Source organism: Micromonospora sp. NPDC049049, assembly GCF_040649115.1.
In the GTDB taxonomy this organism is placed as follows: Bacteria; Actinomycetota; Actinomycetes; order Mycobacteriales; family Micromonosporaceae; genus Micromonospora.
Window position 1 is genome coordinate 70,147 of sequence record NZ_JBEZEX010000022.1, and the last position, 12,383, is coordinate 82,529.

A 12,383-nucleotide genomic window follows, 5' to 3' on the forward strand; every position below is an offset into this window, starting at 1 on the left:
GCGCGTTCGTGCGTGGAACCCTCAGGAGAGGGCGATGTCGCGGTAGTAGTAGCGCAGGATCGCCTGGTAGCTCTTGCCCTCGTTGGCGAGGTCACGCGAGCCGTACTGCGACAGCCAGTCCCCGTCCACCCAGCCACCGCATGCGGTCGTCGTCGCACAGTAGTGCGCCCGCAGGATGTTGCCGCTCCGGGTCATCCGGGCCGACCAGGTCCGGTCCACCGCGGCGGACGTCGACGTCTGTGCCGACGACGGCCGGTAGACCTGGTCACCGGTGTCGTCACGGACGTCGTAGCACTGCCCGCCGGACGTCTTCCGGGTCGAGTGCAGCGCCCAGTACCAGCCATAGCTCTTGACGGCCATCGCACCGGCGTCCAGCGAGGCGGACGGCCAACTCGTCACCCACTCGTTCGGGAGGACGTTCTTGACGTACGTCTTGAAGTCGACCCGGTCGACCCGGCCGAGACTGACCCGGTAGACGAGGATGGTGCTCGGCAGCTTGCTGTTGGTGCCGTCGGTGCTACAGCCCGTCGGCCCGCTCAGCAACTCGTGCGAGGCGTTGTTGTTCTTCAGCGTGGCGTTGAGGTTGCCCTTCGTGCCGGACGTGAAGTCCTGGCTCGCACCGGCGAAGTTGCTGTTGAACCAGACGCGCACGGTCTTGCCGGTGCGGTTCCACACCGACGCGGCGTTGTTCTTCACGCACAGGCCCTTGCCGCTGCCCGAGCCCTTGAAGTCGTAGCAGGTCGGCTGGGTGGTGCCGTAGTCGTCCAGTGAGTCCGTGAAGTCGGAGACCGAACCGGCCTGGTTGCTGTTGTAGTAGTAGCAGAACTCACCGCTGTCGCAGGTTCCGTCCCGTGCGGCCGCCGCTGCCGGCGAGGCCACACTCAGGATGGAGGTGGACATGGCGAGGACTGCGCCGATGACGGCGAGGCCCTTGCGAATATGCACGGCGTCCTACCTCTCGTTGTAGCCCTGGGCGTTCCAGAACGCGGTCGGGTCGGCGTTGTCCAGGGTGGGGTCGCCGACGCTCACGGCCGCGTGGGTCTGCCGGCCGGCCCGGACCTCGACGTGGGTGTGCGCGCCCGAGCTGGACGACACCCCGTGCCACGACTCGTCGGCGATGATCTCGCCCTTGCTGATGGCGTCGCCCACGCTCACCCCGGACCTCGGCGCGGTGTGCAGGTAGATCACCGTCTTGTTGAGCGAGGAGTTGTAGACGGAGATCGTGGACAGGCCGCCGCTGCCGGTGCTGCCCCGCGCGACGTAGATGACCGATCCGGAGACCAGGGCCCGCACGTCCGAGCCGACGCTGCGGGCGATGTCGATGCCCTCGTGCCGCCCGGGCGTGGTGGTGTAACCGTCGAAGCCGCACGTGACAGTGCCGCCGCTGGCCTGGTAGAGGCCGTACGACAGGTTCGTGCGCGCCGACGGCGAGAACTGGTGCGAGGCGTTGTTGTTCTTCAGCGTGGCGTTGAGGTTGCCCTTCGCGCCGGCCGCGAAGTCCTGGTAAGAACCGGCGTAGCCGCTGTTGTAGTAGACGCGCACGGTCTTGGTGCTGCGGTTCCAGACCGAGGCGGCCTCGTTCTTGATGCACAGGCCCTTGCCAGCGCCAGCGCCCTTGAAGTCGTAGCACGAGGGCTGCTCGGTGCCGTAGTCGTCGAGCGATCCGGTGAAGTCAGAGATCGATCCCGCGTTGTCGCTGTTGTAGTAGTAGCAGAACTCGCCACTGTCGCAGACCCCGTCTCGGGCCGCCGCCGACGCGGGCGACGCGACGCTGAGGATCGAGGTGGTCGCGGCCAGCGCGACGCCGACGGCGGCGAGGCTCTTACGGATGTTCATGGTGTCCTTTCCCAAACGGTGAGAGGGTGCGGGTCACTGCCCGCGCTGGTACTGCTCCCAGGTCTTGATCGGGACCCGGGGGCCGTCGTCCGGTCCCTGGTTGGCCAGGCCGTTCATGCCCAGGTAGTGGTCGCCGACCTGGTGCTGCGCCTGGCTGGACAGGTCCGTGTCGTTGATCGCCGTGGCGTGGATGTGCCACGGCCAGTCGCCCTGACTCGGGCTACGGACCCAGGCGGCGAAGCCGACCTGACGCAGCGCCCTGGCGACGGCGGTGCGCCTGGCAGCGGTCATGCCGGTGACCGCGATGTCCACCACACCCCCGCCGTCGTGCGTACCGGCCGAGGTGGGGTCGCCCCCGGGGTTGTAGGAGCCCTGATCGAGCACCAGGGAATAGCCGAGGAGACGCTGCGCCTCGGACAGCATGGCCTGGGTGCGGGCGTTGACGACGTACCCGTCACGCGAGACCTTCCCGCCCGGGCCGATCGTGTTGCCGACTGTGTAACGGTTCAGCCCGAGCTTCGTCAGCGACGTCGTGCCGGGTAGCCCGTTGGCGGCCAGCCCGGTGTAGCCGAGTGAGCGTTGGTACGCCGCGTACGCCGAGACGGTGACGGTCCCGAAGTAGCCGTCGACCCACTGTGCGTTCAGCAGGCCCCGCGCCTGGAGCGCCTGCTCGACGGCGAGCACCGAGTTCTTCGCGCCCGGGGTCAGTGTGTTGTCTGCGCGGCGGGGGTCGATCTGGGCCGCCAGGACGGTGGCCTCCATGTCCACGACTGGCCGCGCGGCCGTGGTGACGGGCTGCTGCGCTGTGGCGCCGGATGTCGCGGCTCCGGCGTGGGCCGGGACGCCGACGGCCACGCAGAGCGCGGCGAGCCCGACGGACAACCAGGGACGGCGCACTGTCGATCCTCCTCGCAATTGGTGAGTCGTTCGGAACGGACATCACCTTGCGAGAATCGGCCTGCTGTTCGGTACCCCTGCTGTGCTGTCAGATCCGTCAGGCCCTCGCCGACCTCGATGGATGTGGTGTTGTCAGATTCGGTGGCGTCCGGGGCTGACATCGAGCGATGGCACTCCGGCACCGGCCGGGAGCGCGTTCAGGCGGTGACGGTGACCATGAAGTAGACCGGCCGGCGGGTGGGGAAGTACTCCTGCCCGTTCTCGTCGACCATCTTCCAGCTCACCCAACACTTTCCGGGGCGGCTGGGCGCGGTGACCTCAACACTGATCATCACCTGCTCATCAGGTGGTGTGTCACCGATCGCCACCCGATCCGGCACCTGGCAACCGTCGGCGTCGGCGGTCGGGTTGGTCCGCGCCAGGAAACGGTTGTGCCAGGCCACCTTCCCCACATTCTTGAGCGCCCACACCTTGACGAACTGGGAGTTCACCCGCACCCGGGTGCCGTCGGGAATGGTGACGTCGGCGATGAACTTGCTCGAGTCGCCGGGGATCAGCGAGTCCGAGAACGCCGACGGCGACACGGTCGGTGTGGACGACGCCGAAACGGCGTCGGGGGCGTCCCGGGACGACCGGCCGCGGACGACGACTCCCAGCACGGCGACCATCGCCACCACCAGGACCACAGCGGCGGCGGCGAGCCACGGCAGCCGGTGCCGAGGTCCCCTCGCGACGTCCTGGTCGGTCGGCGGATAGTCGGTGCCCCGCAGCGGGTTCTGCCGCTCCGGCGACGGCACGGGAACGACAGACGCGACGGGCCCGGTCGTCTCCGGGGCGGTATCGCCGTCCTCTGAGCCGGAAACGGACGCGGGACGCTGCGCGTCCTCCCAGCGACGCCGCCACTGGGCCTCGTCCGCCTCGCAGGCGCGGACGAACTCCCGGACCGTTTCCCAGGAGGGGAACCTGGTGCCGGCGGCGGCCTCGTGCAGCGTGGTGTGCGAGATCCGGCCCGAGCGCCCGGCCATCTTCCGGAACGACGGGTCACCCACGCTGGTCCGCAATGTCCGAAGCTGCTCGGCGAAGCTCTCGGCGGCTCGTCTGTCCTGAAGCGACTGGGTGGCAGCACGCTGGTCCTTCATCACTCCCCCATGTCAGACGACACCGTCCGGCGTTGTCAGAGCGTGCCAGAGGGTACCGATCGGGACAAGGCCGCCATCAATGTGGCGCATCGACGACACCGGGGTGGTGGTCCCGGCGGGCCGGGCCTCACGGGCAGGGTGTCCGCGCGCAGACGTCGACGACCTTGCCGGTGAGCAGGAAGACTGCCTTCTGTTTCTGGGCTCCGGCCTGGGCGCGGGGGAACTCGTGCGGATCGTCGCCGTACTCCGGCCCCGCCGGGGCGAGGTTGGTTGGGGGCGGCGCGTGCGCCGCGCCGCTGTTCCAGATCACGATCGCCGAGCCGGTGTACGGGTAGCGGCGGATCGGCGCGATGCCCCAGTACGGTCGCGCGTCCAGTGACCAGCCGTCGGCGAGCGCGGGTGTGTGCAGGCGCGCGCCGATGGTGCGCGCCTGCACCTCCGCCGCGGCGGGCGAGACCTGCTGGTCGGCGAAGGCCACGTGCATCAGCACCTGGTGCGCCGGTGTACGTGGCAGCGGCCGGTCGGTCATGTGCTGGGCGTACCCGTTGGCCTCGGACCGGTCCCACAACATCTGCAGCAGCGCGAGGACCAGCTGTTGGTCGACCTTGTCCGGGTAGTAGCCGTCCAGCACGGTCTGGAACGGTGCGAAGTCCACGCTGCGTTGCAGCAGCGTGGAGTAGTTCATCGCCGGTACGCCGAGCACCGACCGGGTCCAGTCCTGGGCGATGGCGGTGAGGGCACCTCCGTTGATGCCGCCCTGGCTGTTGCCGTCGTAGTGCAGCCCGCCGACGCGATCGATCAGTGGCCGGGCGGTGGCGTCCCGAAACGCCGGGTGGGCGGCGAACCCCGCCGGGTGGATCATCGCGCGACCCAGGAAGAGGAAGTTCAGGAAGCTCTGCTGCAACCGGTCCGCCACCGCGGGGAAGGCGCTGAGGTCGGTGAAGGCGTTGGCCACGAAGGGAACGTCTGCGGCGGCCATGCCGATCCAACTGGTCGCGCAGAAGGTGAAGTTGTGGGTGTTCGACATCGTCCTGACGTTGCCGGCGTTGATCTCGGTCGGTCGGCCGAGCAGTCCGTGGCCGTAGAGCGAGAGGTGAGCCGGCCGCGCAGCCGAGGCGCTGCGCGGGATGTTGCAGACGAAGTCGGCCGCCACCGTCGCGCCGGACGGCGTGGGCAGGGCGTTCGGCGTGGGCGGCGTTCCGGCGCCGCCGGCGGGCCCGTAGTGCAGACGGGAGCCGGGCCCGCCATCGCCGGTCAGATAGGACGGTACGCCGACGGTGCCGGTCACCTGCCGGGCGATCAGCGGATCCTGCTCCGGCGAATAGTCGGTCACCTGGGTGACGGTGAGCGGCGGCGCGGCCCGGCCGAGGTCGGCGAACGCGTCGTCCCGGACCGCCAACATCCTCCCGGTCAGCCCGTGCCGACTGGCCACCGTGAAGTCCCAGGCCAGGTAGAGGCTGTGCCGCTTGACGCCGGCCCGACTCAGCTCGGCGACGATCCGCCTCAGTTGCGACCCCCGCGCGTCCCGCTGCTTGAGGCCAGCACCGGACAGGTACGCCGTGAACGTCTTCGGCGCCGGGATCGACGCACCGTTGCCGTCCCGCAGGCCGCGCAACCCGACGACGTAGCGGGTGCCCTCGGTCAGCGCCACCGCCGGCCGGATGATCAGCAGTTGCCGGTCGGGCTGGCCGGTGGCGTGCGCGTCCAACTCGGCCCAGTACGGCGTGCGCTCACCGGTCCGGGTGTTGAGCAGCACGATCGGCGCGTTCGGCGCCAGCGAGCGGCCGATGTCGGTGACCGGCGCGATCCCGCTGGCCGCGGCGTCGAGACCGGGTACGCGCACCAGGATCGGTGAGCCTGGGCTGAACCCGTCCTGCCGATTCCACTCCGTCGGGTCGATCGGGGTTCCCTGCACGTTGGCGGGCATCGCGGCGGCGGCGAACCGCACCCGCTTGCCGGTGGGGCTGCTCCGGTCCGCCACGGTGAAGTAGTCGTTCGGGAACGGCAGCAGGCAGGCCGCCGGGTCGATCGGGTCACAGGACGGGTGCCCGACCGGTGCGGGAGCCGTTGGCGGTGCGGCGGGGGCCGCCGTGCCGAGCAGGACGGCACCCGCCGTCACCAGCACGGACACGGCGAGACGGAGCCCTCTGGAGGTGGTCACACGCATCTCCTTCGACGCTGGACGGCGGATCGACGGGTGGTGTCCTTCCTACGCTTGTGAAAGAAACTCAGCAAGCATCGATGTGTTCGCCCGCAACCGCTCGTGGGCGCCGCAGCAGTACGCCGCCGGCGACGCCCGCGAGAATTGGGAAGGCGGCCACCACCAGCAGTTGAGCACCAGCCGGCAGGTCGGTGGCGAGGCCCAGGAGACCGATGCCGATCGCCGAGGCGGCCACCTTCAGCCCGGCGCCGATGGTGAAGACCTGCGTACGGGTCGTCTCGGCGGCCAGTTGACTCCGGGCCAGGAACAGCGCTGCGGCGAACGGTCCGGTGAAGAGCCCGGACAGCGCGAACAGTGCGGCGGCCAGCGACAGGGAGTGCACAGTGGCGGCCAACGCGAGGGGTACGCCGACCGCGACCATGGCCCAGACCGTCACGAGAGGCGCGCGGGACGCCGGCATCGGACGCCACGCCCAGAGCAGTGATCCCACGAACGCGCCACCGGCGGTCACGCTGAGGAGCAGCCCAGCTCGGCTGGGTTGGTGCGCAGCCGCAGCGAGGGTGGTGGCGACGACAGCCAGACCGCCGAGGCCCAGTTGGCCGACGCTGGTGGCAAGTGTGATCGTTCGCAGGGCCCGGTTCCGCACGAACTCGCGGGCACCCTGGAACAGGTCGACCGCTCGGGTCTGCTTCCCAGCGGAGAGGGCTGGCAGGCGCAGGGATGCGACGCCGAGCGCGCCGAGCCCGCCGGCGACCGCGAGCGCCATGATGGCGGCGCTCGGGCTGGCGTACGCCACCGCCAGCCCCACCGTCGCGGGCCCGACCATGCCGGCGACGGTGTAGGACAACGAGTCAAGCGCGAAGGCACGAGCGTGCGCGGAACCGGCCAGGGCAGCCAGTTGGCTGGTGAGCCCGCCGGTCACCGCCGGTCCGCAACACCCCGCTATCGCGAGGACGAGGTAGGTCTGCCACAGCGGCGCGTGACCGAGCAGGGCGACCGTTGCCGCGAGGGCGCTGGCGAAGACGGCGATCGCGGCGGCGAGCACGGCTGCCGGTCGTCGCGACCGGTCGACCAGCCCGCCGACCAGGGGCGCTGCCACGACGTGTGGGAGGAGCAGGGTCGCGACCAACATCCCTCCGACGGCTGCGCTGCCCGTCCGGTCCAACGCGAAGATCACCAGTGCGACCCGGGCGCCTTCGTCAGCGGTACGGGCCAGCAGTGCCATGACCAGGTAGCGGCTCAGCCGAGCGGCGTCGCGGCGACTACCGGGATCCAGCTCCGTCACCTGTTCGACCGGTGATGACATCGCCTCACTCTTGCACCACGTCGCGTCACCGGTCAATATGGTGACGTGGAGTTTGAGTTCATCGCCGATCGGCCGGTACTGGACTTCCTTCCCACCCTCGCCGAGCGCGGCCACGCTGACGTCGAGCAGCTGACCACGCCGACAGATTTCGCGGACTGGGCCGTCCAGGCCGGCATCGTCGAGCAAGCGCCTGATGTGGACAACGCCGGCCTGCGGCACGTCAAGGCGGTCCGAGAGGCGATGTTCCGGCTGGTCCAAGCCTTGATCGAGGGCACGGACGCGGCCACGGCGGATCGCGATCTGGTCAATGAGGCGGCAGCGGGACCACTGCCCACGCTGCGCCTCGATGTCGACGGGGTGCACCGCAACGGCGGCCTGAACGCCGTCCTGACAGTCCTCGCCCGCGACTGCCTTGAGTTGCACGCCAGCGACGACCGGCTGGCCCTCCGCTGGTGCGCCGACGAGCACTGCACCCGAGCGTTCGTCGACCGGTCGCGAGGCGCACGGCGGCGCTGGTGCGGCATGCGCGGCTGTGGGGACCGCGCCAAGGCCGCCGCGTACCGCCAGCGACGGCGAACGGCGGCCCAGTGACGGCAACAGAATCGCAGTCGGTGGCCGGCAGCGCGATCACGCTCTGGCTGCTGGCCACCGGCCGCACCAACGACGACTCACGCCAAGGTCAGTCGGTGATCACCGGCCAGGCGTAGGCCAGCAGGGCGCAGGCGGCGCCCAGAAGCGCGAGCGAGACACCCCTCGTGGGCAGCGGCAGAGCAGCGAGCACGATCAGGATGACGGCGACAACGTAGAGAAATGCCTGGACCGACATGGTGCTCTCCTCAATCAGGGGTAGCGGGCGGCTGCCTTCAACCGCCGGGATACCCCCCGGCGTGATCTCGGAAAACCTCCCGCTGATCACGTTTCGGCCCACAGTGGTGCGTCCGCTGCGGTGTCTACGTCGCGAGCAGCAGCGCCTCGGCGCCAACAGGTCGAAAACCCGCTGCCTGGAACGCGCGCACGCTGCGCGCGTTGCCGGCGGCCTGCTGGGCCCAGACCGGCTGACCGTCGGGCACGAGGTGTCGGGCGGCCGTCGCCAACGCCCGTCCCAGACCCCGGTGGCGACACTCGTCGTCGACCTCTATCGCCGCCTCCCACCGGCCGGCCACCCCGCGGCCGAGCACGACCACCCCACCCTCGGCGGCCCAGACACGGATGTCGTCACGACGCCGACGTGCCCTGACCTCGCGAGGATGACCCGCGTCGGCCAGCTCGGTCAGCGGCAGTGGAGGTGGCCCGCCAAGGCTGCTCGCCACGGTCAGCAGGTCGATCGTGTCCATGGAGCGCCGAGTGTGGTCGAGCAGCGCACCCAGGAAACGCGGATTCATCGTGGCCGCCAGTGGATCGCAGTCGATGGACGCCATCGTACGGCGTACCCACTGGGGGTCCTCGTCGGTGAACACCACCGAGTGTCCGGTGAAGGCGATGACCCCGGCGTCACGGCGGCTTGGCTGTGGCACCACTGTGGTTCCGCCGTCCGGTGGCGGGAAGCGCCCGTGCGCCGCCGCGTCCAGGATGTCGGTCAACGTGCTGGCCATTGTCGCCCTCTCCTCGGTCCCCGATCAGACAGTCTTGAGACATCCTGCCGCGCGAGGTGAGCAGCTGTGGGGCCCGCCGTGACGCGATGGAGATCAATGACGGTCAAGGGTGTGACCCGGCCTCCGGATCACACCCTTGACACATTCACTGATCTGGACGGGCACCGGCGACGGCCCCGCCCGCTACCCCGAAGGGTCAGCAGCCGATCCGGCTCGATCCCATCGCGACGTCGTCGTACCAGAGGGTGTCGGCTCCGCCGCCGTAGCTCTCCCAGCCCAGCTTCAGGTCGGTGAGCTGCGGCCGCCAGGTGCGGTTGTACCACTGGCCGTCGATGTCGTGCGTCGGTGAGCCGTCCGCCGTCAGCCCGGGAATGGCGGTCCCGTCCACCCAGGTACGCAGCTGACCGGCCGCGCCATCCACCATGAACTCCACGCAGGTCCACCGATTGGTGGGCAGTGGCAGGCTCTGCGCCACCCCGGCCGGGCTCTGCTCGGGCAGGGTCGCGTCGTCCGAGGCGCGGTTCCATTGGAGGGCGCCGTTCTGGCCACCCAACCGCAGATCCTTGTTGCCGTCAGCCGCGTCGGCCATCGCCATCATCGTGGTGTGTTCGGTGGGTTGGGCGGTGGTGTGCCGCACCCAGATCCGGCCGTACCGGACGTTGCCCACGCTGCCGAGGTTCTTCGTGGATCTGATGAAGACGTGGTTGCAGTACCCGGCGGCGCCGTTGATCCGGACCGACCGGCTGCCGCTGCGTGCGGTCGCCGTGTCGATGGTGGCGGTACCCGCGCCGGAACAGTCCGGGCTCACCACGGTCCAGTCACCGGATGGCGTCGAACCGGTCTGGCCCTCGAAGCCGTCGCAGAGCACCGCGCCGGCACACCCGGTCGGCGGCTCGGTGGTGGGCGGCGGCGTGGTCGGCGGAGGCGTGGTGGGCGGCGGGGTGGTCGGTGGAGGCGTCGTCGGCGGCGGGGTGGTCGGCGGCGTGGCGCCGTTGCACGGCACGCCGTTCAGGCTGAACCCGGTCGGGGCGCCACCACTGGTGCCGTACGTGCCCTGCAACCCGAACTCGGTGGAGCCCCCGGCCGGGATGCTGCCGTTGTACGACGCGTTGCGGGCGGTCACCGTCGATCCGGACTGGCTGACAGTGGCGTTCCAGCCGCTGGTGACCCGCTCGTCCCCGGCGTACGTCCAGGTGACGCTCCAACTGGAGACGGCGGCGTCCCCCGGGGAGACCTTGACGGTGGCGGTGAATCCGCCGGGCCACTGGTTGGGTGTGTAGTCGACCCGGCAGCCCTGGGCGGCGGCGGCCGGGCCGGTGAGTAGGGCCGCTCCGGTGGTGGTCACGGCGGCGGCCAGCGCCGCGGCGACCACCAGGGTCGCGGCGGGGCGGGCACGGAAAATCGTCATGAAGGGTCCTTCTGCCATCGAGCTGAGCGGAGGCGGCACGGCGGCGCGTCCTGGACGGACGCGGCGTGGCAACGTGCCCTGGATGCGGCGCGGCGGTGCGCCACAGCGACCGGTCGCGCGTACGACCGACATGCCCGGCTCGGGGTGGACCTGTCAGCCGCCGACGGCCCGGTCCCCGGACCCCGGCGGCGCCCACCCTCAATCTATTGACGAATGCCGATCGAATCAAGCGTCGGCGGCGCTACCCAACCGCGGCGATCATGCAGTTTCGGTTGTCGACACAGGCGGAATGCCCCTTATGCCGGGACAGCAAGAGCAAGATCGCCGAGCAAGGGACAGAGAAGAATGCTCCGGGCTCGTGTCGATCCGCGGGCCGCCCGTTCGACGTGGGGATGCTGGGGTCGAGAGGCGGCCCGCCGGATGAGGAGAACGCGATGTCGAAGTACATGTTGATCATGCGGGGCACCGATGAGACGAACGCGGCCATGATGGCCAACCTCGACGAGATGATGGCCGCCACCCGCCAGTTCATCGAGGACATGATGAAGGCCGAGGTTCTCGTCGCGGCCGAAGGGCTGGACGATCCGCGCCAGGGCGTCGTTGTCGACTTCGGTGGCGCGGCACCGGTGGTCACCGACGGTCCGTACGGCGAGACCAGGGAGTTGTTCGGAGGCTACTTCCTGCTCGATGTCGCCACGAAACAGGAGGCCGTCGCGTGGGCCACGCGGGTCCCGGCGGTCCGCGGGTCCAAGATCGAGGTCCGGCGGGTGGCCGAGGCCGACGAGGTCCCGCAGGGCGGCGAGAGCAACGGCCAGGTCTGATGGGTACGGCCGACGTCGAGGCCGTCTGGCGGATCGAGTCGGCGCGGATCGTGGCCGCGCTGACCCGGTTCACCGGTGACTTCGGGCTGGCAGAGGACGCGGCCCAGGAGGCGGTGGCCGAGGCGCTGGTGTCCTGGCCGCGCGCCTCTCCGGCCAATCCGGCCGGGTGGCTGATGGCCACGGCCCGGCGGCGGGCGATCGACGCGATCCGCCGTCGGGTCGCCCTCCACGAGCGGTACGCCCTGTTGGCGGCCGATTCCGCGCTCGATCAGGACATCGACATCGACACCGACCGGATCGACGACGATGTGCTGGCGCTGATGTTCGTGAGCTGCCACCCGGTGCTCTCCCGCGAGTCGCAGGTGGCGCTGACCCTGCGGGTGGTCGGCGGACTGTCCACCGAGGAGGTCGCCCGTGCGTTCCTGGTGCCGGTGCCGACCGTGCAGGCCCGCATCACCCGAGGCAAGAAGGCGATCACTGCGGCCGGGGTGCCGTTCGAGCTGCCGCCGGTCGGTGAGCGCCGCGAGCGGCTGGGCGGTGTGCTCAACGTCCTCTACGTGATCTTCACGGAGGGGTCGACTGCCACGTCGGGCGACCACCTGCTGCGCCCCGACGTGGCGTACGAGGCGATCCGGCTGGCCCGCACACTTGCCGCGCTCCAGCCGGACGAGCCGGAGGTGCACGGCCTGCTCGCCCTGTGCGAGCTGACGGCCGCGCGTTTCCCGGCCCGGACCGACCCGGACGGCACCCCGATCCTTCTTGCGGACCAGGACCGCCGGCTGTGGGACTTCCCGGCTGTCCGCCGTGGGCTGGCCGCGCTGGCCAGGGCAGCGCAGCGCGGCCTCGGCCCCTACGGTCTACAGGCCGCGATCGCGGCCACGCACGCGTCGGCGCCCTCGGTCGAGGAGACCGACTGGGCCCGGATCGTCGGGCTCTACGAGACACTCGGCAGGGTCGCGCCCTCGCCGGTGGTCGAACTCAACCGGGCCGTCGCCGTCGCCATGGCCTCGGGTCCGGCGCCAGCCCTGGTCATCGTGGACGCGCTGATCGCCGCGAACCGGCTGTCCGGGTCACACCTCGTCCCGACCGTGCGCGGCGAGCTGCTGACCCGCCTCGGACGGCTTCCGGAGGCGCGCGCCGAGCTGGAGCTGGCCGCCCGGCGCTGCGCCAATCAGCGCGAACGCTCGGTGCTGCTGCGCAAGGCGGCCGCGCTGAGCTGACGT

12 protein-coding genes are annotated in these 12,383 nt (G+C 70.4%); 3 read left to right on the plus strand and 9 right to left on the minus strand.

The annotated features are described in order from the left end of the window. Window positions 1–21: 21 nt before the first annotated feature. The 6 genes from AB0B68_RS22030 to AB0B68_RS22055 all read right to left on the minus strand — a co-directional run bounded on the left by AB0B68_RS22030 (window position 22) and on the right by AB0B68_RS22055 (window position 7,339). On the minus strand, window positions 22–945 hold the full coding sequence (locus AB0B68_RS22030; protein ID WP_357262245.1) for a SpoIID/LytB domain-containing protein: 924 nt from the start codon (window positions 943–945) through the stop codon (window positions 22–24). A 6-nt stretch (window positions 946–951) separates the two neighbouring features. After that, on the minus strand, window positions 952–1,836 hold the full coding sequence (locus tag AB0B68_RS22035; RefSeq protein WP_357202257.1) for a peptidase inhibitor family I36 protein: 885 nt from the start codon (window positions 1,834–1,836) through the stop codon (window positions 952–954). 33 nt (window positions 1,837–1,869) lie between these two features. Next, complete coding sequence (locus AB0B68_RS22040) at window positions 1,870–2,733, minus strand: peptidoglycan-binding domain-containing protein (RefSeq protein WP_357262248.1); 864 nt, start codon at window positions 2,731–2,733, stop codon at window positions 1,870–1,872. Between the two features lie 197 nt (window positions 2,734–2,930). Further along, window positions 2,931–3,872 carry an NBR1-Ig-like domain-containing protein gene (locus tag AB0B68_RS22045; RefSeq protein WP_357202262.1) on the minus strand — a complete coding sequence of 314 codons (942 nt, stop codon included), beginning with the start codon at window positions 3,870–3,872 and terminating at the stop codon, window positions 2,931–2,933. Between the two features lie 127 nt (window positions 3,873–3,999). Beyond that, window positions 4,000–6,033 (minus strand): hypothetical protein, encoded by a 2,034-nt coding sequence (locus AB0B68_RS22050; protein ID WP_357202265.1) that lies wholly within the window; start codon window positions 6,031–6,033, stop codon window positions 4,000–4,002. Between the two features lie 67 nt (window positions 6,034–6,100). Then, window positions 6,101–7,339, minus strand: coding sequence for an MFS transporter (locus AB0B68_RS22055; RefSeq protein ID WP_357262251.1), 1,239 nt, complete (start codon window positions 7,337–7,339; stop codon window positions 6,101–6,103). A gap of 45 nt (window positions 7,340–7,384) precedes the next feature. Between AB0B68_RS22055 and AB0B68_RS22060 the strand changes: the two genes are divergently transcribed. Continuing rightward, window positions 7,385–7,930: an ABATE domain-containing protein gene (locus tag AB0B68_RS22060; RefSeq protein ID WP_357262254.1), complete on the plus strand. Its 546-nt coding sequence runs from the start codon at window positions 7,385–7,387 to the stop codon at window positions 7,928–7,930. A gap of 88 nt (window positions 7,931–8,018) precedes the next feature. On the opposite strand, the gene AB0B68_RS22065 is transcribed toward AB0B68_RS22060, so the two are convergent. The 3 genes from AB0B68_RS22065 to AB0B68_RS22075 all read right to left on the minus strand — a co-directional run bounded on the left by AB0B68_RS22065 (window position 8,019) and on the right by AB0B68_RS22075 (window position 10,339). After that, entirely contained in the window at window positions 8,019–8,165 is a 147-nt protein-coding gene (locus AB0B68_RS22065; protein WP_167337290.1) for a hypothetical protein, read from the minus strand. A 124-nt stretch (window positions 8,166–8,289) separates the two neighbouring features. Further along, entirely contained in the window at window positions 8,290–8,931 is a 642-nt protein-coding gene (locus AB0B68_RS22070; protein WP_357262257.1) for a GNAT family N-acetyltransferase, read from the minus strand. Window positions 8,932–9,127: 196 nt separating this feature from the next. Then, window positions 9,128–10,339 carry a cellulose-binding domain-containing protein gene (locus tag AB0B68_RS22075; protein WP_357262260.1) on the minus strand — a complete coding sequence of 404 codons (1,212 nt, stop codon included), beginning with the start codon at window positions 10,337–10,339 and terminating at the stop codon, window positions 9,128–9,130. A 434-nt stretch (window positions 10,340–10,773) separates the two neighbouring features. Here AB0B68_RS22075 and AB0B68_RS22080 point away from each other — a divergent pair, with 434 nt between their 5' ends. Together AB0B68_RS22080 and AB0B68_RS22085 are read left to right on the plus strand one after the other, a co-directional pair. Then, complete coding sequence (locus tag AB0B68_RS22080; RefSeq protein ID WP_357202276.1) at window positions 10,774–11,160, plus strand: YciI family protein; 387 nt, start codon at window positions 10,774–10,776, stop codon at window positions 11,158–11,160. Continuing rightward, window positions 11,160–12,380 (plus strand): DUF6596 domain-containing protein, encoded by a 1,221-nt coding sequence (locus AB0B68_RS22085; RefSeq protein WP_357202279.1) that lies wholly within the window; start codon window positions 11,160–11,162, stop codon window positions 12,378–12,380. Before AB0B68_RS22080 ends, AB0B68_RS22085 begins: the two co-directional genes overlap by 1 nt. Window positions 12,381–12,383 lie beyond the last annotated feature (3 nt).